This is a genomic window from Methanocorpusculum sp. (assembly GCF_030655665.1).
Taxonomy (GTDB): Archaea; Halobacteriota; Methanomicrobia; order Methanomicrobiales; family Methanocorpusculaceae; genus Methanocorpusculum.
In genome coordinates, this window is the sequence record NZ_JAUSPQ010000006.1 from 297,900 (window position 1) to 322,276 (window position 24,377).

At 46.1% G+C, this 24,377-nt stretch carries 22 protein-coding genes; 8 read left to right on the forward strand and 14 right to left on the reverse strand.

The window, feature by feature from the left end; genetic code table 11:
- Positions 1–67: 67 nt before the first annotated feature.
- The 6 genes from Q7J08_RS04845 to Q7J08_RS04870 form a co-directional block, all read right to left on the reverse strand.
- On the reverse strand, positions 68–493 hold the full coding sequence (locus Q7J08_RS04845) for a type IV pilin N-terminal domain-containing protein (protein WP_304910564.1): 426 nt from the start codon (positions 491–493) through the stop codon (positions 68–70).
- On the reverse strand, positions 490–1,248 hold the full coding sequence (locus Q7J08_RS04850; protein WP_304910565.1) for a hypothetical protein: 759 nt from the start codon (positions 1,246–1,248) through the stop codon (positions 490–492). Before Q7J08_RS04850 ends, Q7J08_RS04845 begins: the two co-directional genes overlap by 4 nt.
- Positions 1,245–1,649: a type IV pilin N-terminal domain-containing protein gene (locus Q7J08_RS04855; RefSeq protein WP_304910566.1), complete on the reverse strand. Its 405-nt coding sequence runs from the start codon at positions 1,647–1,649 to the stop codon at positions 1,245–1,247. Before Q7J08_RS04855 ends, Q7J08_RS04850 begins: the two co-directional genes overlap by 4 nt.
- A 12-nt stretch (positions 1,650–1,661) precedes the next feature.
- Positions 1,662–3,431 (reverse strand): type II secretion system F family protein, encoded by a 1,770-nt coding sequence (locus tag Q7J08_RS04860; RefSeq protein WP_304910567.1) that lies wholly within the window; start codon positions 3,429–3,431, stop codon positions 1,662–1,664.
- Between the two features lie 5 nt (positions 3,432–3,436).
- Complete coding sequence (locus Q7J08_RS04865; protein WP_304910568.1) at positions 3,437–5,062, reverse strand: type II/IV secretion system ATPase subunit; 1,626 nt, start codon at positions 5,060–5,062, stop codon at positions 3,437–3,439.
- A gap of 173 nt (positions 5,063–5,235) precedes the next feature.
- On the reverse strand, positions 5,236–7,155 hold the full coding sequence (locus Q7J08_RS04870) for a putative cobaltochelatase (RefSeq protein WP_304910569.1): 1,920 nt from the start codon (positions 7,153–7,155) through the stop codon (positions 5,236–5,238).
- A gap of 152 nt (positions 7,156–7,307) precedes the next feature.
- On the opposite strand from Q7J08_RS04870, the gene cobN reads away from it, so the two are divergent.
- The 6 genes from cobN (at position 7,308) to Q7J08_RS04900 (ending at position 15,480) form a co-directional block, all read left to right on the forward strand.
- The gene (gene cobN / locus Q7J08_RS04875) at positions 7,308–11,105 is read left to right on the forward strand and encodes a cobaltochelatase subunit CobN (RefSeq protein ID WP_304910570.1); all 3,798 of its coding nucleotides are present in this window, start codon (positions 7,308–7,310) and stop codon (positions 11,103–11,105) included.
- The gene (locus Q7J08_RS04880; RefSeq protein ID WP_304910571.1) at positions 11,102–12,073 is read left to right on the forward strand and encodes an ABC transporter ATP-binding protein; all 972 of its coding nucleotides are present in this window, start codon (positions 11,102–11,104) and stop codon (positions 12,071–12,073) included. Before cobN ends, Q7J08_RS04880 begins: the two co-directional genes overlap by 4 nt.
- 10 nt (positions 12,074–12,083) lie before the next feature.
- Positions 12,084–12,803: an ABC transporter permease gene (locus tag Q7J08_RS04885; RefSeq protein ID WP_370651232.1), complete on the forward strand. Its 720-nt coding sequence runs from the start codon at positions 12,084–12,086 to the stop codon at positions 12,801–12,803.
- Between the two features lie 3 nt (positions 12,804–12,806).
- Complete coding sequence (locus Q7J08_RS04890; protein WP_304910573.1) at positions 12,807–13,823, forward strand: ABC transporter substrate-binding protein; 1,017 nt, start codon at positions 12,807–12,809, stop codon at positions 13,821–13,823.
- A 405-nt stretch (positions 13,824–14,228) separates the two neighbouring features.
- Positions 14,229–14,951 carry a type IV pilin N-terminal domain-containing protein gene (locus tag Q7J08_RS04895; RefSeq protein ID WP_304910574.1) on the forward strand — a complete coding sequence of 241 codons (723 nt, stop codon included), beginning with the start codon at positions 14,229–14,231 and terminating at the stop codon, positions 14,949–14,951.
- Positions 14,952–14,961: 10 nt separating this feature from the next.
- Complete coding sequence (locus Q7J08_RS04900; protein WP_304910575.1) at positions 14,962–15,480, forward strand: type IV pilin; 519 nt, start codon at positions 14,962–14,964, stop codon at positions 15,478–15,480.
- A 943-nt stretch (positions 15,481–16,423) separates the two neighbouring features.
- Here Q7J08_RS04900 and Q7J08_RS04905 read toward each other — a convergent pair.
- The 3 genes from Q7J08_RS04905 to Q7J08_RS04915 all read right to left on the reverse strand — a co-directional run bounded on the left by Q7J08_RS04905 (position 16,424) and on the right by Q7J08_RS04915 (position 18,050).
- Positions 16,424–16,555: a hypothetical protein gene (locus Q7J08_RS04905; protein ID WP_304910576.1), complete on the reverse strand. Its 132-nt coding sequence runs from the start codon at positions 16,553–16,555 to the stop codon at positions 16,424–16,426.
- A gap of 168 nt (positions 16,556–16,723) precedes the next feature.
- Complete coding sequence (locus tag Q7J08_RS04910) at positions 16,724–17,182, reverse strand: type IV pilin N-terminal domain-containing protein (protein WP_370651233.1); 459 nt, start codon at positions 17,180–17,182, stop codon at positions 16,724–16,726.
- Between the two features lie 52 nt (positions 17,183–17,234).
- A complete protein-coding gene (locus Q7J08_RS04915) occupies positions 17,235–18,050 on the reverse strand; it encodes a type IV pilin N-terminal domain-containing protein (protein ID WP_304910578.1) in 816 nt (271 codons plus the stop codon).
- Between the two features lie 292 nt (positions 18,051–18,342).
- Here Q7J08_RS04915 and Q7J08_RS04920 point away from each other — a divergent pair, with 292 nt between their 5' ends.
- A complete protein-coding gene (locus Q7J08_RS04920) occupies positions 18,343–18,576 on the forward strand; it encodes a hypothetical protein (RefSeq protein WP_304910579.1) in 234 nt (77 codons plus the stop codon).
- Positions 18,577–18,912: 336 nt separating this feature from the next.
- Here Q7J08_RS04920 and Q7J08_RS04925 read toward each other — a convergent pair whose 3' ends face one another.
- The 4 genes from Q7J08_RS04925 to Q7J08_RS04940 form a co-directional block, all read right to left on the reverse strand.
- Positions 18,913–19,359 carry a type IV pilin N-terminal domain-containing protein gene (locus Q7J08_RS04925; RefSeq protein WP_304910580.1) on the reverse strand — a complete coding sequence of 149 codons (447 nt, stop codon included), beginning with the start codon at positions 19,357–19,359 and terminating at the stop codon, positions 18,913–18,915.
- The gene (locus tag Q7J08_RS04930) at positions 19,356–20,108 is read right to left on the reverse strand and encodes a type IV pilin N-terminal domain-containing protein (protein WP_304910581.1); all 753 of its coding nucleotides are present in this window, start codon (positions 20,106–20,108) and stop codon (positions 19,356–19,358) included. Before Q7J08_RS04930 ends, Q7J08_RS04925 begins: the two co-directional genes overlap by 4 nt.
- 348 nt (positions 20,109–20,456) lie before the next feature.
- A complete protein-coding gene (locus Q7J08_RS04935; protein WP_304910582.1) occupies positions 20,457–21,584 on the reverse strand; it encodes a pyridoxal phosphate-dependent aminotransferase in 1,128 nt (375 codons plus the stop codon).
- A 59-nt stretch (positions 21,585–21,643) separates the two neighbouring features.
- Entirely contained in the window at positions 21,644–22,774 is a 1,131-nt protein-coding gene (locus Q7J08_RS04940; RefSeq protein ID WP_304910583.1) for an alanine--glyoxylate aminotransferase family protein, read from the reverse strand.
- A 64-nt stretch (positions 22,775–22,838) separates the two neighbouring features.
- Between Q7J08_RS04940 and Q7J08_RS04945 the strand changes: the two genes are divergently transcribed.
- Complete coding sequence (locus Q7J08_RS04945; RefSeq protein WP_304910584.1) at positions 22,839–23,228, forward strand: AIR carboxylase family protein; 390 nt, start codon at positions 22,839–22,841, stop codon at positions 23,226–23,228.
- Positions 23,229–23,545: 317 nt separating this feature from the next.
- Here the strand turns inward: Q7J08_RS04945 and Q7J08_RS04950 are convergent, their stop codons facing one another.
- Positions 23,546–24,337 carry a transporter substrate-binding domain-containing protein gene (locus tag Q7J08_RS04950; protein WP_304910585.1) on the reverse strand — a complete coding sequence of 264 codons (792 nt, stop codon included), beginning with the start codon at positions 24,335–24,337 and terminating at the stop codon, positions 23,546–23,548.
- Between the last annotated feature and the right edge of the window lie 40 nt (positions 24,338–24,377).

Here is a 24,377-nt window from a genome sequence, read left to right on the forward strand (position 1 = left end):
TCTGGTTTTCTTTCTCTCGTTTGGACTGCCTCGAAATTGTTGATCATCCAGTAACGGATATGCAGTATTATACCAGAATTTCACCTGATGAAACAAGCGATTGTGATTCTATGTCGTAGAACTGGTATGTGATGTATTCTCCAGGCGAGGCCAGTGTACTCGTATCAAATGAGATCAGTATCCGGTCCGCTACCTGTATGGAATTTCCGCCGGTGCTTGTAAACGAGGATGCATTCAACGGAATGCTTCGTGTCAGGTTGTCGCGAATCCCGAGAATGAGTTTCAGGTTGGAAAGAGCGATGGGATCTCCTGCACGGTGCTCGAAGATAAGATCGTTTCCGGAGTATCCGGCAAACACGAGCTCAGCAGAGACGGGTGTCTTGTTATCACTGATAAGTCCCGAGGCGCTTGCTCCGACAATACTTACGAGAAGGATGGTTACGACAAGCATGATCATCACACCAACCACCTCGGAAACGGCGTCATCGGTCATCGGACACTCACCGTTCCCGAAATATTGGTAAGCGTAACAGCCGTCGTATTCGCTGCTGTATACCAGATGTCTTCATTGAATCGAATCGTTTCTCCCGGTGCAAGAGTGAGTGCCGTCTGATTTTTCGCAGCGGCGATGTCCAGCTTGACCGATCCTGATCCGGTCACGTAATCCGCTTTAGGCTCTGCATTAAGATTGGTTAGCGTAATCGTTGCAGTATTGTTTCCGATTTCCAGTGACGCCTTCATCGCATCGATCCAGGATTCGGTATGAGTATCAGCGTATGAATCGCCGTCGAAAACGGTAAGATACGCCGGGGTCTGTATTGATCCAAGCGTCACCCAGACAAGTCCTTTTTCGTAGAGATACCCTTGCGGTTTCCAGACGGTTAAGTACGGCGTGTAACTCACGTTCACCGTCGTCAGGGCGATCTCGTTACTGCCTACATGGAGCGTTCCAAGAGATACGTTTTGGATCTCCACGGTCCCGCTTGATGTGGACGGCGAGAGCAGGATATCTCCGCCGCCAAGTTTGAATGTTTCGGAGAACACGGCGCTGCGGTCAAGGGCATACACCGAATCGACATCTCCTGAAAACCGCATGAATGCTTCTTCAACATCTTCTGAATGGAGGATCTCAGCGTTTTGCTTCAGCCCCGGAAGGTAGGTTGCAGAAAATGATGCCATGCAGATCGCAAGGATCGCTAAGATCAGCATCACGGAAACCACCGTTGATACCCCTGCATCATTTTTCATGGTACGACCCCCGAAAAGATGGTCGACCGTTGTGTCGAAAGACGGACTTCATCTCCCGGTGAAAGCGATTCAACTGTGTACGTAAGGCATCCGCCGAGTTGGAAAATTTCCGTTGGATACCCAGTTTGATTTGTGAGGGACACAAAGGTAACGTTACGTTTCTCGATTCCGTTATACACAGCGATCGTGAGGTCATCTTTGTCGATCCAGTCCCCTCCTTTATGCCAGAGGTAAATCGTTTCCGTAGGTACGGAAGGGTTCATTCCTACATTTACGACCTCTTCACGATCGCCGGGAATGAGACCGAGAATCGAGACCGCAAAGACCGATACCAGAACCAGAGCTATTACCAGAAGCAACATCTCACCCACAACACTCGTAACTCCATCATCTTTTTTCATTTTTCCTTCCTCCTAGATCAGATACACAAAGGTTATGATCGTCATGATCAACATCACAATCGAATGTTTCAAACCGGCAAGAATCGTATTCGAAGACAACTGACCCGCCATGATTCCGGAGAAAAAGGCGAGGATAATTCCAATGTGGAACATGTCGAGTTTGTTTGCCGTAAGATCAAACGAGATATTGAATGAGGAAAAACTCGAAATGAACGCGACATTCATTTCATATGCAGCGAATAGATAGATCCCGAATGAGAGGTAGATCACCGCGAGGTACACAAACGAGACGTTCATCCGCTTGTTCTTCATTTTTAGATAATGCTCAAGATCGGCCACTGCGATGCCGAGGATCTCCCGGATATAATCCGTGACCTCACTTGCCTTGACGAGAAGCGAGATCGCCCGCTTTACCGTAGTAAGGCCGATGCGTTCCTCCATCCGAACAAGTGCCCCCGACAGGGATGATCCATATTTCAGTTCTTCTGCCACAATCGAAATCTCTGTTGAGAGAACGCCGCTCTTATGTCCTGCTATCATGCCAATAGCACCCGGGAGCGTCATACCGATATCCCGCATATCAGCTATCTCCCGGAGAAATTCCGGAAGCTGTTTTTCGATACGGGTGACATAGCGATTTCGAAGTTCGTAGGCTGCCATCAGGGGAAAGATAGCCGCGATAATGAGGGAACTTAGCAGAACCTGAAGGGTAAAGACCGGAAAGATGTCCGCAAATATGCCGACATACCAGAGAAGAAAAACGATAAACGTAAGAATCCCCCCCATTACAGCAGCTATAGAATAGTCTGCAATGAAAAATTTGAGCGGATGCCGGAAGATTTCCTGTATCTTCAATAGATGTTTCCTTTTTTTGATCTGCCTGAGATATTTTTCGTCATCCGGGTGATGACCGGCGGCGAGAATCTCTTTGCTGTATTCGGTTTCGGTGATTTCTTTTCTTGTGATCTTGAGGTTATCCGGCGGGAGAATGATGTAGAGAATCACGATCAGAACTATTGCCCCAAGAGGGAGACCGATATACATAAGAGGCATGATGTTTCCGAGAGTGTTTTGACCAGTGAGATTCTGGGCAACAAGCATAATAATAATAGCAATGGGTCCCGCAAGGAATGCGGTTACATAAACCTCGGCGATCATTTCCAAAAACTGCAGGAGTGAGTCCATCTCATTTCGTGCGATTTCCCGGTACCCTTCCGACTTTGCATTGAAAAAAGCCGTGAGATTGCCTCCGCTCCGGTGAACGAGAAGGAGATCATTTAAAAGCTCCCGAAAATTATCGGAAGGGGTGATCTTTTTTGTCGCTTCGATTGCAGAAACGAGGTCCATGCCGAATAATTCCACATCGCGAACAATCAGACCGCATTCTTTGGAGACTTCACCATAAAGATCGTCTGCTTCGAAAACGCTTTTGAAGATATCGTAGAGAGGGATCGTTGAAGACAATGCCTGCATATAGGTGATGGCATACGGCAGATCGAGATCGATTTTGCTTTTTCTCCCGCCAGCTTCAAGGTTCGGGTAGTAGATGAGAGCAAAAAAAATCCCTGTAGGTACAAGGAAAAGAATGAGAATGAAGAGGAACCAGTTTGGAATGAATGATAAAATGGGTTGCTCTATTTTGAATAGATAAAGAAGGAGCCCGAGAACTGCGATGGAAACAAGAGAAAAAACTGCCGCAAGTACTGACGTCAGCAGATACTTTTTTGCCGGTTTTGCGATATGGGCCGCCTGCAGATTTCTGGTGAGATTATTCAGGTTCATTTGTCTCATCTCCGTTCAGATAGAACGAGGTCCTGAATCGCGGTCTCCACCTCAAGAGGAGTTGTTATTTCGTTTAACCTAAGTTGATCAAGGGTATTTTTCCTATTCATGAGCCGCTTTTCGAGTTCATCTTTGGACCAACCATTCTGATAAGCAATACTGTCAAAGACCTTTGACTCTTCAAAGATTTTGACGAATGAGTCGGTTTTATGATCCCAGATAAAAAGCGGTTTACAGATGATTTTTTCGTCGTTGGTTGAGATTTCGTGGAGTGATAAACAGCGCCGGAATCCTTTTCCTTCACCGTAAAGCAGACCCTGAATGACGATGAGGTCGAGAGCTCCAAACATGGCAATAGGCACATTGATGGGATCGTTGGTCAATCGGTTGACTGTTTCGTTGACATTCCCGGCGTGAAGTGTTGAAAACGTTGTGTGACCGGTGTTCATTGCCTGAAATAGTGTCTGTGCTTCGGGTCCTCTGACTTCTCCAACGATGATGTATTCCGGCCGCTGACGAAGTGCGGCCCTGAGGAGTGAGAACATGTCGATGTTTCCGGCAGAGACCGACGCAGTGCTTTCACGGGTCCGCATGGGAAGCCAGTTGATGTGGGGGAGCTGGATTTCACGTGTGTCTTCGATAGAAACAATTTTTGCGACATCGGGGATAAAGAACGAGGCTGCGTTCATTGTCGAGGTCTTGCCGCTTGCCGTGCCTCCTGCGATAATCATACTTTTTCTGTTTTCGACGGCGAGCCAGATGTATGCCATGAGTTCACTGCTGTATGTCCCTCCGGCGACCAGATCTGCGGGGGTCATAGGATCAGCTTTGAATTTCCGGATCGTGAACGAACTTCCCTTGGATGAGATAATGTCCGAATAGGTAATTTGCGCACGCGAGCCGTCGGGAAGAGCGGCATCTACCAGCGGGGTTGTGAGAGATAACTGTTTTCCAGCTTTCTGGGCAAGTTTCAGTACGAATTTGTTGAGTTCGATTTTTTCAAATATACAGTTCGTTTCGATATTACCGAATCTACTGTGATAGAGGAAGACGGGGATGTCCGCCCCATTGCAGGTGATGTCTTCGATCTTTTCATCGTGGAGGAGCGGATCAAGTTTTCCATAGCCAAGGAAGTTTCGGTAGAGATAGTAGATGAGTATTTCGACCCTTTCCGAAGAGATCTCTTTGTCGAAGGAGGTGATCGTTTTGATGAGAAGGTCCCGATCCATGCGTGCTTCATCACGTTTGCGGGGAGAGTCGTAGATGAGGGTGGATCGCAGGTACTCAAAGCTTTCTTCAAGGATCGCATACTCTTTTTCGCAGAGTTTTGGTTCAGTGATGAGGTAGCGTATATGATTTTTTCGGTCTTTGAGAATCGTTACGTATGCGTGGGGGGGAGTGAGCCAGTACTGGTCGAGAATTATATCGTTTGTTTCACAGGGGGGGATCTCTAAAACAACCGGGGGGGTTTCAAATATGATGGCGGAACTCTTTTTTCGGAAGAAACGTGGGAACTTTACGTCTGATTTTTTCTCTTTCTCCTCTGTTTCGACTGGTTTTTTGAAGAAACGGGAGCGGATCCTGGTCCTGAGATGTTTCTGTTTTTCCTTCCGGGCCTCTTGGGGTTTCATGCAAGTTTCCTTTTTCAATATCCATTTAATTTGTAAATGTTAATTATTTGTGTTGAATATTTATTATTTACTTATTGAAATAATTTACTCTTTCTCATTATTTTTAGATTCATATTTATTTGTGTTGTCATCTATATTAATTGATGTATGCTCATGGGTTTTACTCGGGCATATTAAACACAAATCCCTGAAGCAATTTCATCGAGTTTCATATATTTTGCCCCCATCATTTTTGCGAGTTTTTCCGCATATCCAAGTCTGACGAGTCCTGCTTCACTGTCGAGCATAAGAGATGGTATTTTTGCTTTCTGGATACGGTCTGCTATTTTCTTTAGTTCATCCAGAGGTTTTTCCGCAGCAGAACTGACATTTGCTTTTCCATCCGAGATAAGAATCAATAGGGGTTTTGTTTTCGGATCGCGACGTATCTCCTGAGATAGCACATCAAAACCCATCTGCAAACCTTTTCCGAGGGGGGTTCTGCCGCCGGTCGGAATTACTTTGAGTTTTGTTTCCGCGAGGTCGACACTCGATGTGGGAGACAGGAGAAGATCGGCGCAGTCGCCGCGAAATGTGACGATCCCAACCTTATCGCGTTTCTGATATGCATCGATCAAAAGGGAAAGGACTGCACCTTTTACTGCAGACATTCGTTTTTTCACACCCATACTGCCACTTGCGTCCACTACAAATATGATGGTGTTCCCCGTCTTTTCTTCCATGACACGTTCCCGGATGTCAGAACTGCATATCGTCACAGCAAGATTGCCATCTCGCGATTTCTGATGGGGGGCAGCCGCACGCAGTGTTGCGTCAAGAGCTATCGTCTTTGGTTTTTCAGGCGGGATCCTGCTGTTTGTATACTTACCGTTTTCACTTTCCGTAGCCGTTCTGCGCCCCGTGCTTTCCCGTACAATATCGTCGATTCTCAGTTGCGGGGTTAATTCCGATGGTTTTTTCTGAAAAGACGAGTCAGGAGCAAATTGTGTCGTTTTATCAGATTCCGGCATCTCTGATTTTAGGGATGGGTCCTCTGACTCGTAAGCTGATCCATCTTTCGGCTGCATTTTTGATTTTTCTATAGAATCATTTATAGAATCCTCATTGAGACTCTCATTTGAAAAGGGAGTCTTTTTCATTCGATGAGTCAGTACGAGTTGTGCGGCCTCCCTGACATCATCTTCATCAGGCTCGTTTTTCCCATAATATGCCGCTAACGTTTTTACGACTTTCATCATCGTAATATCGCCCCGGTGTCCGTCAACTCCTGCATCGATACATATCTGCACAATCATTCTCAGGAGCGTAGACGGGATTGTTATCTTCGGCAGCATTTCCTGGGCTGTGGTTATTGTATCTGCCAAATCTTTTTCAGATATTGCCCATTTTGCCGAAAATGCCTGCGGATCACTCTCGAAGTCCATCCGCCTGCGGATGATTTCCAGGCGTGTATCCGGATTTCGGATACCTTCTATCTCCACACAAAGACCGAATCTGTCTAATAGCTGGGGACGCAGATCTCCCTCTTCCGGATTCATGGTACCAACCAAAAGAAAAGCTGAAGGGTGAATAAAGGACACACCTTCCCGTTCAACAATGTTGATTCCCATTGCAGCTGCATCAAGTAAAACATCAACAATATGATCGTTGAGGAGGTTCACTTCATCAACGTAGAGGATATTTCTATGGGCAAATGCAAGTATTCCCGGCTCAAACTGTTTATCCCCGGTCTTAATCGCAGCACTGATATCAAGACTCCCGACGACCTTATCCTCTGTCGCAGATATCGGAAGTTCGATAACCTGCATCTTTCTTTTTGCGATTTGGAGGTCCTCTTTTTTCCGACATTCTTCACACATTTCATCAGGACGTTCCGGATCGCAGCCAAACATACATCCAAGGACCACAGCGTGTTCCGGAAGAAGAGCTGCAAGAGAACGGACCGCGGTTGATTTTGCAGTACCGCGCTCTCCTTTGATGAGGACACCGCCAATTCCCGGATTGATTGCGTTGAGTATGAGGGCCTTTTTCATTGCACTCTGCCCGACGATGGCAGTAAACGGGTAGAGTGAACGGAGATGTATCTCGGACATAGGATTATGTATTGTCGTATTACCTATTTGATATTAATCATATTTCATACTCTGTATTTTTAATTTTATATATTTTTAGTAATACTAATTTTATATTGGTGTTACTATTATATTGTTAAACCAAATATATGGTATCGGGAGACGGAGTTGTTATGAATATTACTGCAGTTATGTGGGATGCCTATGTCCCATTAATGAGGGAGGCGGCAGAAGACTGCGGGGCTTCCCTGAAGATTTATGCTAATAAAAATCTTGAAGAATCGCCGGAACTCTGCTCTGACGTCATCGCATCTGCAGAAAATGCCGATGTAATATTGATTTATCGAACGACGCACCGATTCTGGGATATACTTCTCGAAGCAATGGAAAAACTCAGGGGGTGCAAACAGATTATCTGTGTCGGTCATGATATTTCATATTGGTCGTTCTCAACCGTCGAACCGGATGTTGTAACAGAAACCTATCGCTATCTGACTAATAACGGCAGAGAAAATTTTCATAGACTGATGTTGTATCTGCAGGTACATTTTGGGGAGAAAAACACTCCTTTCCTGCCGCCGGTCGAGATTCCCTGGCAGGGCATCGTCCACCCGGATGCCGGAGACCACATCTTTCCTTCCATAGAAGAGTATCTGGCCTGGTACCCAAAAAATGAGGGAGAGCCGTACGTAGGGCTTCTGATGTCGCGTGTGGTCTGGGTATCTTCAAACCATTCCATTGAAAGAACTCTCATTGCGTGTCTGGAAAATGAGGAAAACCTGAATGTCATTCCCGTGTTTACCAACTCTATAGAGGATGATACAACCGGCTCACTGAATATTGCAGGATGTATAAGCAGATATTTTATTCAAAATGGTATCCCTATCGTAGATGCGGTTATCAAATCCGTTTCCTTCATGGTTGGAAAAACCACCGGCAGCAGCCCTGCCGATTGGGCAAAATCCGGCACGGAATTACTTACCTCACTTAACATTCCGGTATTTCAGCCGGTTACTGCATTTTATGCGACTCTTGAGGAGTGGAGGAATTCGAACGGCCTTTCCGCAGATATTACCTGGACTATCGCAATGCCTGAATTTGAAGGGATGATAGAGCCAATTATTATCGGTTCCACACGTTCAGACAAAAGTTCAGAATATGAGCGGGTCGCCCTCTTAGAGCGATGCAGAAAAGTCGCAGCACGCGTTCGTCGGAGGGTGGATCTTCGCAGAACACCAGCTGCCAAACGCAAAGTGGTCTTTCTTTTGAATAATAATCCATGTGCCGGGGTCGAAGCAAACATCGGGAGTGCAGTTCATCTTGATGCAGTGGAAAGCGTTGTTTTGATTCTGCAGCGGATGAAAGATGAGGGATATATCATAGATCCCCCAATCTCCGGAAAAAAACTCACAGAGATGTTCCTTGTAAAAAAAGCCATATCTGAGTTTCGCTGGACAACAAAATCTGAAATCGTTAAATCGGGAGGTACTGTCTTTCGTATGCCGAAATCCATGTATCAGAAATACTTCGATACCCTGAGTCCGGCGGTTAAAGAAAAAATGATTGCAACGTGGGGAGAGCCACCGGGAGAGGGCATGGTCTTAGATGACGAACTGCTCATAACCGGTCTTTCTTTTGGAAATGTCATAGTTGCAGTCCAGCCGAAACGCGGATGTTTTGGGGCTCAATGTGATGGATCGGTCTGCAAAATACTACACGATCCGGAGTGTCCTCCAACACACCAGTATCTGGCAACATATTATTATTTTAGTGAGATATTCAAGGCAGATGCCATTGTTCATGTCGGCACGCACGGAAATCTGGAGTTTCTTCCGGGAAAGGGGACCGCTCTTTCAGGAAACTGCTTTCCTGATATTGCCATCGGCAAGGCACCTCTCCTCTATATTTATAATACTGACAATCCGCCGGAAGGAACTATCGCCAAACGCCGGGCCTGTGCCACTCTTGTCGGGCATATGCAGAGTGTGATGGATTCTTCTTCCCTCTACGATGAACTGGAAACGCTTGATCAACTGCTTTCTCAGTACGAAACTGCACGGCTCGACACAGCAAGATGTCACGCTCTGCATCACATGATACTTGATGCGGCTTTTGCATCGAACTTGACACATCTTGGCATCTCTATGGATATGCCGATGGATGAGGTCGTCAGAAAATGTCATGAAGCTCTCAGCGGAATCAGAAACAGCAGGATAGATGTGGGAATGCATATTTTCGGGACATTCCCGAAAGGAGAAAAACGTATACAGATGATATCTTCCATTCTCCGCTACGACAGCGGGGAAAAGACTGCAGCACTTCGCCCGACAGTGGCAGAAATGTATGGGCTCTCGGTATCCAGTCTCCTGCAAGATCCAGGGTCTTTCAACACAAAATTCGGCATGTCTAACGGTGCACTTATAGAGTGGCTTGATGAGATAGGTAAAACTGTCGTCCAAATGACTATTCATGGAAATACCGCAGAGGAGATCGCTTATACCCTAAAAACCGCATCTTCCCCTCATCTGATGATACTGATGGAGAGGATTTGCGACCTTGATGCACGGATAACCGCGTCGAGTGAGATGGATTCTCTTTTGAATGGGCTTTCAGGCGGATATATCCTCCCGGGTCCGTCGGGTCTTGCAACACGGGGACATGATGAGATTCTTCCAAGCGGTAGAAACTTTTATTCACTCGACCCGTACCGTGTTCCAACCACTTCTGCATGGCGTGTAGGCAGTCGGCTTGCAGATGCCTGTATTGATAAATACCTGAATGAAGAGGGCTGTTTCCCCGAAACGATCGCATTCTACTGGATGTCAAGTGATATTATGACTGCAGACGGCGAGATGATGGCGGAATTATTTTCTCTTCTAGGCGTGGTTCCGGTCTGGGAGAAAAATGGGCAGGTGAGATCATTTTCAATACTTTCAAAAGAACAACTCACGCATCCGAGGATCGATGTGACGGTCAGGACGTCCGGGATATTGCGGGATAATTTTACGAATGCTATAGATTTGGTCGATAAAGCCGTCTCTGCAGTTGCCGGACTCGATGAGCCTTTTGAGATCAATTTCGTCCGAAAACATGTTATCCTTGAAATGGATCGGGGATCGGAGTTTTCTGCTGCAACGGCGCGTATCTTTTCGGCAAAGCCGGGTGCTTATATTTCGGGAGTGAGTTTAGCTGTTCTCGCAGGTGCGTGGCGTACGGAAAAGGATCTTGCTGAAATTTACATTTCTGGGAATGGTTATGCTTACGGCAACGGAAGAAATGGGGAAAAGGCACACGAACAGTTCGCAGCGAATCTGGAAACGGTTAATGTGACCTTCAACAACACTGTGTCCGATGAACATGATCTATTGGGGTGCTGCTGTTATTACGGGAATCAGGGGGGGATGACTGTTGCATCCCGATATCTTTCAGGAAAAGAGGTGAAGGCTTATTATGGAGATACGCGGGATGCGGAAGTAGTCACAGTTGGAACTCTTGCCGATGAACTGCGCCGTGTTGTGAGGACGAAACTGCTGAATCCAAAATGGATTGACGGAATGAAGGAACACGGTTACAAGGGAGCAGCCGATATCATGCAGCGTGTTGTCCGGGTTTACGGATGGGAGGCATCAACACAGGAAGTGGATGACTGGATATTTGATGACATCACCGAGACGTTCGTTAACGATCCGGATATGAAACAGTTCTTTGAAGAGAACAATCCATATGCCCTGGAAGAGATATCCCGCCGGCTTCTGGAAGCAGAGAGCAGAGGATTGTGGAGTCCGAAGCCGGACGTTCTGGATAAACTTCGGGAGTCTTATGTCGAGATTGAATCGTGGCTTGAAGAGAAGGCAGGTGACGGAGAGTATCAGGGTGGGTCTGTAGATGTTGTAACCGCTGATGAAGTCGCGGGATGGGGAGATTCTATTGCTGAAGTCATGGAGAAGATCCACAGGAGAAAAATGCAATGAATGCCATTGAAACATTTGGGCTGACGAAAAACTACGGGGATCTTTGTGCAGTAAATATACTGAATCTGAACTGTGATAATGAGATTTACGGTCTTCTTGGACCGAACGGTTCCGGAAAGACAACCACGATCAGAATGCTGACAACTCTTCTGCATCCAACTTCAGGGGCAGCTTCTGTCTGCGGATATGATGTGATGAATGATGCGGCAAAGGTTCGCAATTGTATCAGTTATGTTCCCCAGGATATGGCTGTGGATATTCGTCTGACCGGCAGAGAAAATGTTGACTTTTTTGCCAAACTCTATGGAATCGGCAACCGCAGCGAACGAAAACGCCGTGTCGATGATGCTCTGTCCGTGATGGATCTTTCGGATCGTGCCGATGATCTAACGAAAACCTACTCCGGCGGCATGCGCCGGAGGCTGGAACTTGCTCAGGCACTCGTCCACGAACCGGAGGTGTTGTTTCTCGATGAGCCGACAATCGGGCTGGATGTTGCAGCGCGCAGATCGATATGGGAACATATCTTTTCACTTCGCAAATCCGGTATGACGGTGCTGGTAACAACGCATCAGATGGATGAAGCTGAGCGATATTGTGACCGGGTAGGTATTCTCAAAAAGGGGGTGGTCGTTCGGGAGGGAACCCCAACACAGCTGAAGAGTGACCTGATGAAAGATGTTATCCTCATCAGAGCAGACGGAGGTGTCCCTTCAATTTTGCCGGATGGTCTGACATTTATCGGAGATGGAGACTTGGACGGCGAATATATTTTTGCGGCAAATCACGGATCAGAGGTGCTGCCTGCTCTCCTTCGGACTTTTGAAACTGCCGGTGTTAAGGTGTTTTCTTCTTCTATTCGGGAACCGACGCTTGAAGATGTGTATATGCAGTCCTGCGGCGTCGGGACTGAGGATACGGGAGCTTTCGATGATCGCCAGTTCCGGAATCTGATGGTGAGGCGTTAAGATGTATAGGATGTTTTCATACGTGGAACGGGATTTGAAACGCTGGATGCGGGCACCGATGAATGTTGTTTCCACACTTGCGATGCCTGCAGCCTGGCTGATTTTTGTCGGGCTGGCGATGCCCACGGCTTTTACCGACAATTATCTGGATTTTATCACGCCGAGTATTCTGGTGCTGACGATGCTTTCTGCAGGGCTTTCGGGAGGAACGAGTCTGATGTTTGATAAGGTCTTGGGATATCTGAACAAGTTTTTGTCGATGCCTGCCCCTCGTGAGAGTATTTTATTTGGGAAGATCGTTTTTATCACGATCAGGGGTCTGATCCAGGCGACGGTGATTTTGATTATTGCACTGCTGATCGGTGCGACGATCCAGCCGTGGTATGTATATCCGGCTTTTTACGGGATCTTATTCTTGTTCGGCGTGTTGATTTCTGCGTTCGGTACGACGGTTGCCCTGTATCTTGGCGAGCATGATTCGTATGCAGCGGTCCAGGCATTTATTTCGATGCCGCTTTTTTTTACGTCGAGTGCTCTGATGCCGTATTCTGCTATGCCGGACTGGCTGGCATTTTGTGCCCATTTGAATCCGGTGAGCTATGCGATTGATGCTCTGCGGGCGGCTGCATCTGGCGAGTTTCCCTTCATGTCCGTTCTGGTCCTTCTGATCGGAACGGGTGTGATGCTGGCAGTATGCATGGTGATTTTCAGGAAAGTCACTGTTAGGTGAATCATGAAAACAAAATTACTTGTTCTTGGAGTGCTTTTAGCACTGATTTGTATCGTTTGTACGGCAGGCTGCGTGGATACGCAGACTTCTGACGAGATTGTGATCACGCAGACGGACGGGACGCCATTTACACTTCCGCATGAAGCACAAAGGATCATTCTTCTTAACTCGAATGCGGGCGAGATGTTGTATCTTTTAGGGGTTTCCGATAAGGTGGTTGGCGTGTCCCAGTCTATTCTAGATAATAAAGAACTTGGATCGATGTTTCCAAATGCGGTGAGTGTTGGTAAGTGGAATGTTCCTGATGTGGAAACGCTAGCTTCTTTATCACCGGATGTGGTGATTGCTTTTGCAAGTTCCAAACCGCAGAATGCAGATATGATCGAAGCGGCCGGTATTCCGATTGTCTATATCGACTGTTATAAACCTACCACGATGATCTCTGATGTCACGGCACTTGGCACTCTTACCGGGAGCTCAAAAAAAGCTCGGGAGTTTGTAACGTTTTATCAGGATCAGATGGATATGATCACCGAACGTGTCCCGGATGATGTTGTTCCTCAAAGAGTATTCTGTGAAGGATACTCTGATTATGCGGCACAAGGAAAAGGGTCGGGTCTTGATCTTCTGCTGGATATCTGCGGTGCGGAGAATATCGTGAACTCTGATGTGACGGTTTCGACGACGACGGTCTCTGCCGAGTGGATCGTTACACAAAATCCGGATGTGATCATTAAAGCAACGACGAGCAATAATATGCAGGATGCAGAAAACCGTTATGTGAATCTTGTGTCGCGCACGGGATATTCATCGATGACCGCCGTCCAGAATGAGAAGGTCTGGCTTCTCGATGCTGGTCTTGCCTACGGCCCCAGGACATTTGCCGGCGCGGTCGCCGTTGCAAAGATGCTGTATCCGGATACATTTGCGGATGTGAACATTTCCGATATCGTGGAAGAGTATAATGAGAAGTTCGGGCTGAATGTGAGCCGGGGGGCCCTGGTATATCCGGAACTTTGAGACGTATCTTTCGTATCGTTACACAGACGCGCAGGGAATTTTGCTGCAGATTGGGGGAATATGCCTCCCCCATCTCTCCTCGATATGATCAATTATTATGCAGCACATCTGTTTTTCAAAAACCCCTGGTGTGTAGATTTTTAATCCGCATTTACATTAAAATAATGAAATTGGTTTAAATTTCGTGTGGCATCAATCCTTAATTCTGGATGACTCTGTCTCCGCATATTTGCTTTGACACATCATATTATTCATATTTAGTATTATTAATTATAAATTCGTATGTATAAAATAAAACAAAAATAATTTATATCATATCTGATGATATAAGTAGATTATAACTTCACACCAAAATCATACAAATTTTATTTTTGTACTATTCATGCGAGGTTATGGTGATTATTCATGGAACGCAGAACTAATCTGAAAAAAAGAACTGACGGCGTATCGCCGGTTGTCGGCGTTATGCTGATGCTGGTTGTTACGATCATTATTGCAGCGGTCGTTGCGACCTTTGCAGGAGGTCTCATGGGATCGGCGGAAGTAACACCCACTGCTGTAATAAACACGCAGATTAAATCCATAGACTCATCGACCGGGGTAAGCTCTGGTGGATGGGGGTTATTTTCAATGGAAGTAATCTCAACAACGAGTCCGATCTATACAAAAGATCTGAAACTGGTCACATCTTATAATGTGAGCAGCAGAGATGACCCGACGGTTATGGTTGGTAATATTACCACTGTCACGGGAACTGGTAACAACACAAATTACACAGGATATTACAAATCCAATGCTACTACCTATGTGTACAACAGTCCACTCGGATATGGCCCGGGAATCTCAGGAACCGCAAAGACCTATGGACAATACGCCACCACTCAGTGGTTTGGAAATTACACGCTCACTGCCGGGACCTATATGCAAAACACAGGAGCATCTTCATGGGATTCATCTTATCCCACAACAGTTGCCGAATTTATCGAACACGAGAACAAAGTCAATGCTCTTGGTGCCATTCTCGGCAGTAACTGGGTGAATCTCAAACCCGGAGATGAGGTTTCCGTCAATCTGATTTACGTACCGACAGGTGGAGTAATTTATTCCGGAACTGTGGTGGTTCAGTGAGGTAAGGAAAATGATCATAAAACATACCACTAAAAAAGATAATGCGGTCTCACCGGTTGTCGGCGTTATGCTGATGCTGGTTGTCACCATCATCATCGCAGCAGTTGTCGCCGCGTTTGCCGGAGGAGTCGTAACCACTACGGACAAAGCTCCTTTTGCTGTGATTAAAGCAACTTACAGTCAGAGTTCAGGTCTTCTCCTTACTGAAATCAGCGGCGACGTTCTGAGCGGTGTCGATGTTTATGTACGTCCGGGAGACGGCTTTAGTTCTTCATATAGTAAACTGGCTTGGAAAACCTTGTCTAGTGTTACTCTCAGTCCAGGTTCAGTCACTGAAGTTGCAGCGGTCAATATCCAGCCGGCAACAGATGGTGCACCGAATTCCGGAGTAAATAGCGGAGAGAACGATGGGAAAAATTCGGGTTATGGATTTAACAATGCAACAAAATCAGTTGGTAAGTTCATTGAGGTGGATATCTATAAGAACGGGAAAGTCGTAGCTACAACAACAACCGCGATTTCCGCATAACCGCAGAACTGGCATAAGAACATCCACGACGGGTATACTCCCGTTTCTTTTTTTTTTCAGAGGGATATGAAAGTATCGTCTCACCGAGATCATAGATGATCTGCATATATGACATACGTCATTTGTATGATGATCTAAAACGTACCGTTGACCATTGCCTGATATGTTCAGCTTACATTTTGGAATAATATAATAACCAAATGAATGCAAGCATCATGATTCCTATAGATACGATGATCGTTACAATATGCGGCATTGTGATCATGTTCTAATCGGCAGTATCTCATATAAATCGTGCTTTTGAGGATATTTTCACTCTGGACCTGGTGTCTTGAGACGATTCATCTGTAGTATATATTATTACTTTCGGAAAATGCAGTGATATCTATCAATGGAAATTACAAACAGCGCGGTTATAGATGATTCTGATATCGATCCTGAATTTGATCAAAAGTAGATATTACGTATTATGAGTACTCTGAAACATTATTCGAACGTTTTGTAAGATACACCCATGAGACACGTACTATTCGAATACATCTCATGTTTTCACACCCAAACACCCTCCTCTCTGCATTGGGCTCACACCAAAACCGCATATGTTTTATTTAATATATATCACATTATCATATATAAAATAGGAGTTACGTGGTGTAATTTCTAATGAAAAAACTGACGTTCTTATGAGATGTACTTCGATTTCGTGTACGGCATTAGTGTAGACGCAAGAGAAAAACCAACCGCGAATCGGCGCGAATCCCGCAAGCCGATGGCTTGCTCCCAAAATCGGATTTGCTGACCCTCACTCTCACAAGTCTCGTTCCTCGACTTGCTCGTCCCTTCATCGGGACCGTTCGGGCAAATCCTGTCGCCGCCCCAGCGGCTCCCATTATTGATTTGCCTCTTGATCTTATGTAGTAATTATCAGTAAAATGGATATTTTTCAGATTAAGAACTGCTCAATGAATCTCTCCCTCACAGGAGGCGTCGGGACGCCGACAGGATTTGCCCGAACGGTCCCGATGAAGGGATGAGCAAGACAGCGAAGCTGGATTGCGAAAGTGAGGATAAGCAAATCCGATTCTTTTCGCCCGAAGGGCGGATTCGCGCCGATTCGCGGTTGGTTTTATCTCATGTGTCCATACCCAGCCATACTCTTTCCAAATTGGGTTGACACGAACACCGCGTAAGTCCAATAAAAAAAGAAAAATTTGGAGGGATAACTCCCTTTGTTTTTCGGTGATCAGGCGCTGATGGTCACTCTCTTGGTACCAATAATTGCACCATCATAAACAAGCCTGACGGTAAATTCTTCACCGGTGATGTCATACGTATCCGCTGCGGTGATATATCCAGCTTTTAACACATCCCCGCCATCATATGCGAGAATTGCAGCTTTCAGATTTACTATTGAAGAAGTTAAAACCGTTCCTGCTTTCAGGTTATCCGTAGATGATGTGAAGTAAGTACTTGGAACATCGATGAACTGCGTGGTACTTCCAACTTGTGAAACCTGAATGATCAAATCTTCAGTGTCGACGGAACCTGAAGAAATACTGTTGATCGTCATTAGCAGACCGTCGGTTCGGCTGTAATCTGCACCAAATGTTACCATGGGTGTAGCTTCCGTCGAAGTGCTAAGTCCTCCGGCAAAACTGGCAACAACTGCAGCAAGAATGATCGTGACCACGAGCATCAGCATAACACCTACAACAGGCGAGACTGCATTTTCGCGTTGTTCTTTTTTTATCATTTTAGCTCACCACCACATCTTTCGAGAATATCGTCTGGCCGCTTGGAGTATGAACGATAGAAATGGTCATCTTATCTCCTCTTTCGAGAGCAGATAAGGAATCTGCTGCATACTTCACCGTCCATGGATTTTTAGAACCTGATGACCAGTCATCTGTGAATTCAACCATATAATATGCATAAACCTCAGGAACACCATAAGGATTACCAAGTTTCGAATAGGCACTCCATGTACCATCGTTTTGTGCAGTTACGGTTCCATTACTCCAGTAGCTGGGTGTTGAATCTCCGGGTTCCCAAGTCGAGTAATCTACCTGGGTTCCATTCTCATCGCAGGGATATGCCATGTCGCTCCAGATGGCAGCCGTCCCAAATTCGGTCACAGCATCTGTAAGATTATAGATTCTAGTATTGATACCGGCTATGCCAGAGAGATCATCTACATTAATTGTCGTTCCGCCGTAAAGGACAAAATTTCCAAAGTCTTTGTTTGCAGCGGTGATACCTGTCCCAGATCCTGTTGCATCAGACACCGAGTCGGTAAAAACCGCACCAGTTGTATTCGTGATGGCAAAAATAAGCTCTAAATCACTTGTGTCGATCGGTTCACTGATCGCATTTACTGCCAGTGTAACACCGTCTGTCGTCGCTTCTACATTCGCAGATAAGGAAGGTGCCTGCGAGACATCCTGGATCAGCCCGCCGGCAACACCTGATACGACTGCCGCAATAATAATTGTGACAACGAGCATCAGCATAACGCCGACGACGGGTGACACTGCATTTTCGTGTTTTTTGTATGTTCTTTTTTGATTCATGTTTTTATCACTTCAAAAAATGTTCTCCCCAATACAGAATCAGGAAGTACAAAGATGAATAAGAGGTTTGAGTATTTATGTTAATAGTACAAATTATATTTTTAGTAAATATAAACTAATGTACATTTACAAATTATGATAATTGACATCACTTTATCTGTTTATCAAGCGCGCATTCAATTATTTGAAAAAGTGGAGACTCGCTTTTCATTGAGTTATATGGTGTATTAGACAGAGGTGAACTGTTAAAATATTACATGTAAAATCGTAATTTCACCAAGTAAGTTCCTCAGTGTTATGGTATGAAAAACTCATCCGGGACCTGACACTGCCGCATGGAAAAACATTTGAAATCCCCGCAGGTCTCACTCTTACCGTTGCAAAAGGCGTGACATTCAATGCAGAGAATGCCGAATTGATTTACACTGATAATGCTCTTAACGTAGAAAGTCCGATGCCGTTAATCGGGATTTTTGCCGGGCTTGGTCTCGTGGCATTGCTGATCTGCAGAAGAGAACGGTGTTAGGCCCCCATCTTCTGTATTTTTTCTGATTTTGGTCTGTCTGTTGTGATCACTATTGATTATTCAACAGACGTTGATATTGATGAGGAATTCCTGTTTCCATACCGCATGGAGTTTTTCGCTCTTGCCTTTCATCAATAATGATTCATTCGCTGATCTACTTCGAGCTGACACTCGTAATTTTTTATTTTATTCCCACATGTGATCACGCTTGGAGTAACAAATTGAAATTAAAATGAGAATATGGTAAGCATGTGGTTCGCTGAATTTTGGAGCGGGAGAAGGAAAGGAAAAAAGGACGGTGTGGAGTCTTGCCGTCCAATCATGTTCGTGTTTGTATTACGGAACTACGAATGTACCGGAAGCAATAGCATTACCGCTGGTGAGATCAATTATCTTGTAGGATATCTGACTACCTTGATCAAAGTATGTGGTAGAAGCATCCACAGTAAGTGTATCACCAATACTTATTGCATTATTACCCGTCACTTTTCCATTGGCATTCGTAAATTCAACCGTCTGACCAAAAGACTGAAGTTGAACTGCGATTTTGCCCAATGCAAGTGTATCGCCACCTTTGTGGGTGAATACAACATCATTAAGGTTATTACTAGAGGTAGTAACATCACTAACAGTAAATACAGCTGTTGGTGTACCACTCACCCCGCCTCCAAGTCCGCTGGCAAAAGATGCAACAATTGCAGCGATAATAATTGTCACGACAAGCATCAGCATAACGCCAACAACAGGTGATACTGCATCTTCATTTATTCTCTTTTGAATCATTGTACATACACCTCTTTATCATAAATTGCCTGACCACTTGGCACGTGAAGGATAGTGACCTGTACTGCATTGCCTTTTGTAAGCCAACCATCCATGACTCCTCCACTATAGGTGCAAGTAGGTAATCCTGAATTAGTAGATTCTGTGTATCCTGTCTCATCCATCACACCACTGCCGAATAATGCATCCATAAATGGAGATCCAGTGTGATCAACAGTCATTGTCAGATAGTTTGCAAAGGTCTGGACATGATCACCAGTGGAAATAGTTACATTGCCCCATTGTGTGGTGGATGATGCATAGTTTTCATCATTTACGTAGAGTGCAGATCCGGTAGAACCATTAGTTAGATTACCCAGATAATCTACAGATTCATATGTAATTGGTCTAACACCTGTCGCATTACCGTAAGTGTACGTAGCAGTGTAAGACTCACTTGTAGTTTTGTTGGTCCAATGGAAAACAAGTTTCAAATCAGCTGTATTCAGGGAATCCCCCCCAAGATGATCAATGGTGAAATCTGGGGCATAATTTCCAGAATATGCAGCTGACATTTGAAGATAGTCAGCACTATATATATTCACATCAAGTGATGCAACCGGTGCTGCTTCCGTGTTTGTTACCAAACCTCCTGCAAATGACGCGACCACGGCCGCAATGATGATCGTTACGACAAGCATCAGCATAACACCGACAACCGGCGAAACTGCGCCGTCTCTTTGTTCTGTTCTTTTCTGAATTGAATTCATACATACTCCACAAACACACCTTTAACAAATAAATCGATGTTAAAGCATTTGTATTTGTTAAATTTAATATTTAGAATTTGTTGTATATAAAGTACACTTGTTATGTCCGAATCTAATGCCGCTCTATTCTTTCGTCTCAAAAGCACTGCAGTCATAATTTTCAGAGAGATAGCCCGGTCTTTCTCAATGCCCTCACTTCGGAACTGAAAGAACGTCTGCCCTGCATCAAATTTCAGTGACCCCATAACTCGTGGGGTGGTGCGCGCATTCTCTATGCACTGAGACGAGAATCAGGTACTTCAGCGACAAATCCCGAGATGACAGGCGAACCGCAGTTCTGAAAAAAAGTTAGAGATTTTCTATTCTGTCGAGCGCTTCTTCCAGCCGTTCCATGGATGCTGCGTAGGAAATCCTGATCCAACCCGGAGCTCCGAAAGCAAATCCCGGGGTCGCTGCGACATGAGCCTTGTCCAGCCAAAGATTTGCTGTCGCCCCGTCGTCTCCTCCGCAGTTGATGAATGCGTAGAATGCTCCGTTTGCCGGTGCAGTTTTCAGTCCCATGCCGGCAAGTCTGCCGATGACATATTTTTTCCTCTGCTCGAACTCTTTTCGCATCGACTCGACACAGGTCTGGTCACCCGTGAGAGCAGCGACGCCCCCCCACATGGCAAAGGTATTGACGTTTCCAACCGAGTGCTGCATGACTTTATCCATGTACGGGATAACGTTTTCCGGGGCAGAAATATAGCCAAGTCTCCATCCGGTCATCGCGTAGGCTTTCGAAAAGCCGTTGATGGTGATCGTGCGTTCGTCCATATCCGGCAGGGACCCCATCGACACATGCTCCTGTCCGTAAATGAGTTTTTCGTAGATCTCGTCCGAGAGACAGTAGAGGTCGTGGTCGATACAGGCATCCGCAAGGATCCTGAGCGATGAACGGCCGAGGATCGAACCGGTGGGGTTCGACGGCGTGTTGACGACGATCATCTTGGTCTTATCGGTGATTTTTTCGTAGAGGGATTCATCGACCTGAAAGTTTTCGTTGAGTGAGTGGTGGACCGGTTTTCCCCGGGCGATGGTGACACAGGGATCATAGGAGACCCAAGCCGGGTCGAGGATGATGACTTCGTCGCCGGGATTCAGGCATGCCGTCATAGTGATCCGAATGGCATCTTTTGCACCACTTGTACAGAGGATCCGGTTCTGCGCGGTAGGTATATGGTTTTCTGTATTGAGTTTTTCAGCGATCGCTTTGGTCAGAGCGGGGATTCCCCGGGACGGTGCATAATGAGTCTCGCCCCGATGTAAGGCGTCTATTGCGGCCTGAGTGATGTGGGCAGGAGTGGCGAAGTCAGGCTCGCCGACCGCGAGGCTGATGACATCTATACCGTTCGCGATCATCTCTTTTGAACGGTTGTTCATCGCCATCGTCGCAGACGGAGGTACTGCAGCGATGTTTTCTGAAAGAGGCAACATACCTTCTATGTCTGTTGTGCAAGATATTTAAGGAAAGACGTTGGCCTGAAAAAAAGAGATTAGGATAAGAAATCGATGGCTGCGGAAAGTCCGTCGCCTTCGAGTTTGTAGCCGGCTTTTTTGAAGCACATCTGGACGGCGGCAACAGTCGCGATGATCTCGGGTGTATCGATGATACCCATATTGCCGATCCTGAAGATCTTTCCTTTGAATCTGTCCTGACCGCCGGAAAACTCAATACCCATCTTTTTGCATGCTCCGCGGATTTTTGCATCTTCGACGCCTTCGGGATAGAAGAATCCGGTTACGGTGTTCGATGCTTTGTGCAGAGCGTCGACCTGGGGGACGAGTGAAAGCCCCCATGCCTCGCCGGCAGCGCGGACTGCGCCGGACATTCTGTGGTGACGGGCGATCCTGTTCTCGAGTCCTTCCTCGTCGATGAGTCTGCATGCTTCACGCATTGCAAGGAACAGCGGGACGGCTGGTGTGGCCGGGGTTTCCATCGGGTTGCCGTCAGCGGATTTCTTTGCCTTCTTTAAGTCGAGATAGAATGGTCTGTTCTCGGAGAGTCTGTCCCAGGCTCTTTGTGAAACGGAAACCGCAGCAAGTCCTGCAGGAGCTGCAAGACATTTCTGGCTTCCGACGATGGTCAGATCCGCACCCCACGCATCAGCCTTAACAGTGTCTCCGGCGATCGAGGTTATCGCATCAAGGATGAACAGTGCATCGTATTTTCGTGCGAGTTTACCTACTTCTTCGGCCGGGTTCAGGATCGCGGCGGACGTCTCGTTATGGACGAGAGTGACGACTTCGGCACCGTTTTCGAGTTCCTGTTTGAGGGCCTCGAGATCCAGCGCGTGTCCCCATTCGGATTCGATCATGGTGGTCTCGCCGTAGATTTTGGAGATCAGACCAAGGCGTTCTCCAAACTTTCCGTTCACGAGGGACACGATCTTTTTGCCTTTGGCAAACGAGCCGATCGCTGCTTCCTGACCAGCAGTTCCGGAACCGGAGAGAACGAGCATGTCATTTTTCGTTCCGAAGATGGGTTTTAAGGATTTGACAATATCTGCGTAGCAATCACCGAATTCTTTACTTCTGTGGTTGATCGCCTGTTTCGTCATTGCGTTCCGGACCGTTTCAGGCATTGGAACGGGACCCGGCATCATGAGCAGAGTTTCATTATACATGGGAAAGTCTGTTACATATATGAGAATAGACATACATATACTAATTCCATAGAGGTTTTATCAGATGCCAGAAGTCGCAGTAATAGCCGGTTCCGTTTCGGACCAGGCGATCGTTGATAAGGCAACGACCGTTCTTCAATCATACAATATTTCCTTCGATGTCCAGATCATTTCCGCTCACCGTGATGCCGATAAACTGGATGCATACGTGAAATCATCGGATGCCTTGGTGTTCATCTGTATTGCGGGAATGTCAGCAGCTCTTCCAGGTGTTGTTGCGGCGAGAACAAAGAAACCTGTGATCGGTGTCCCGGTCTCCGGCAAGATCGCTGGCGGACTGGACGCTCTTCTTTCGATCGCACAGATGCCGAAAGGGGTTCCAGTCGCCTGTATGGCGGTCGACGGCGGAGAAAACGCCGGACATTTCGCCGCCAGGATCCTTGGGAAAAACTGATCTTTGTGTCGATCCTGTCACTTCCTATTTTGAAGTGACAGGAAATAAAGCTCATATTATCCTTATTTTTTGAATTTAACTCGTTATGTCACTCATGTCACTTTTGTCAATGTTTTTGAGTCTCTCACTATATACATAATCTACGTATAGGGTCCGGGGATCCAAAAATAATCAACATAAGTGACAAAAGTGACAGGGGGCTCTGTTTTTTGAAATAAAGCCCTAATTCGGCTTTAAATTATGACGTATGTATTTTGAGATTGACACAGCAATCGTCTAAAAAAAGATACTGCCGATTTGGCAGCTGGATTTTACACTTATGCTTCAATGAGATACTTGGCGAGAAGTTCGTTCCATTTCTCGGAAGCCATCAGTTTAGTGATTCCGTCGTTCATCTTTGCCTGAAGTTCGGTGTCACCATTTCTCATAGCTACACCATATTCCTCACCGGTTGGGATGATGCCGAGCATGGCATAGACGTCTTTTCCTTTGATGTAATCGTTGATGTTTACATCATCGAAGATGACTGTCTGCACGAGTCCGTTCTCCAGAGCGACCATCGACTGCGGGAAGGTGTCGTAGAGTTTGATCTTTCCGTCTGTTACCATCTGGTCGTATTTTGCCTGACCAAAGAAGTCATCACTCTGGATGTACTGATCAGCTGAACAGCTTCTCTGAACACCGATAGTGAGATCTCCTGCCTTGAACTGGTCAAGAGTTACGGTAGATCCGTTCTTTACGGCGACACCCTGATCCACACTCCAGTAGGGAATTGAGAAGGTGACCTGGGCTGCACGTGCCGGCGTGATGGTCATTCCTGAGTAGACCATGTCGATCTTTCCTGCAAGAAGTGCCGGAATGATTCCATCCCATGCGACTGCCTTAATATCGACATTGAAACCTTCCTGTTCTGCGATCCACTGGACCGACTCAACATCGAATCCAACGAATTTTCCGCTCTCATCAACGTATGAATACGGCGGGTAGTCCCCGTCGATACCTACAACATACGTTTTTTTCTCTGTATCGTTGCCGATACAGCCTGCCGTTAGAACAGCAGCCACCACAATAAGGGCTATGATTACCCCAAAAAACACTTTTCTATCCATCTGTTAATCATTTCCATTTCTCCTATAAATCACTTACTTC

Bases quoted from the DNA above. Each gene is read 5' to 3' on its own strand.
- Q7J08_RS04845 (WP_304910564.1), bottom strand. From the start codon at position 493: ATGACCGATGACGCCGTTTCCGAGGTGGTTGGTGTGATGATCATGCTT.
- Q7J08_RS04850 (WP_304910565.1), bottom strand. From the start codon at position 1,248: ATGAAAAATGATGCAGGGGTATCAACGGTGGTTTCCGTGATGCTGATC.
- Q7J08_RS04855 (WP_304910566.1), bottom strand. From the start codon at position 1,649: ATGAAAAAAGATGATGGAGTTACGAGTGTTGTGGGTGAGATGTTGCTT.
- Q7J08_RS04860 (WP_304910567.1), bottom strand. From the start codon at position 3,431: ATGAACCTGAATAATCTCACCAGAAATCTGCAGGCGGCCCATATCGCA.
- Q7J08_RS04865 (WP_304910568.1), bottom strand. From the start codon at position 5,062: ATGAAACCCCAAGAGGCCCGGAAGGAAAAACAGAAACATCTCAGGACC.
- Q7J08_RS04870 (WP_304910569.1), bottom strand. From the start codon at position 7,155: ATGTCCGAGATACATCTCCGTTCACTCTACCCGTTTACTGCCATCGTC.
- cobN (WP_304910570.1), top strand. From the start codon at position 7,308: ATGAATATTACTGCAGTTATGTGGGATGCCTATGTCCCATTAATGAGG.
- Q7J08_RS04880 (WP_304910571.1), top strand. From the start codon at position 11,102: ATGAATGCCATTGAAACATTTGGGCTGACGAAAAACTACGGGGATCTT.
- Q7J08_RS04885 (WP_370651232.1), top strand. From the start codon at position 12,084: ATGTTTTCATACGTGGAACGGGATTTGAAACGCTGGATGCGGGCACCG.
- Q7J08_RS04890 (WP_304910573.1), top strand. From the start codon at position 12,807: ATGAAAACAAAATTACTTGTTCTTGGAGTGCTTTTAGCACTGATTTGT.
- Q7J08_RS04895 (WP_304910574.1), top strand. From the start codon at position 14,229: ATGGAACGCAGAACTAATCTGAAAAAAAGAACTGACGGCGTATCGCCG.
- Q7J08_RS04900 (WP_304910575.1), top strand. From the start codon at position 14,962: ATGATCATAAAACATACCACTAAAAAAGATAATGCGGTCTCACCGGTT.
- Q7J08_RS04910 (WP_370651233.1), bottom strand. From the start codon at position 17,182: ATGCTGATGCTCGTGGTCACGATCATTCTTGCTGCAGTTGTTGCCAGT.
- Q7J08_RS04915 (WP_304910578.1), bottom strand. From the start codon at position 18,050: ATGAATCAAAAAAGAACATACAAAAAACACGAAAATGCAGTGTCACCC.
- Q7J08_RS04925 (WP_304910580.1), bottom strand. From the start codon at position 19,359: ATGATTCAAAAGAGAATAAATGAAGATGCAGTATCACCTGTTGTTGGC.
- Q7J08_RS04930 (WP_304910581.1), bottom strand. From the start codon at position 20,108: ATGAATTCAATTCAGAAAAGAACAGAACAAAGAGACGGCGCAGTTTCG.
- Q7J08_RS04935 (WP_304910582.1), bottom strand. From the start codon at position 21,584: ATGTTGCCTCTTTCAGAAAACATCGCTGCAGTACCTCCGTCTGCGACG.
- Q7J08_RS04940 (WP_304910583.1), bottom strand. From the start codon at position 22,774: ATGTATAATGAAACTCTGCTCATGATGCCGGGTCCCGTTCCAATGCCT.
- Q7J08_RS04945 (WP_304910584.1), top strand. From the start codon at position 22,839: ATGCCAGAAGTCGCAGTAATAGCCGGTTCCGTTTCGGACCAGGCGATC.
- Q7J08_RS04950 (WP_304910585.1), bottom strand. From the start codon at position 24,337: ATGGATAGAAAAGTGTTTTTTGGGGTAATCATAGCCCTTATTGTGGTG.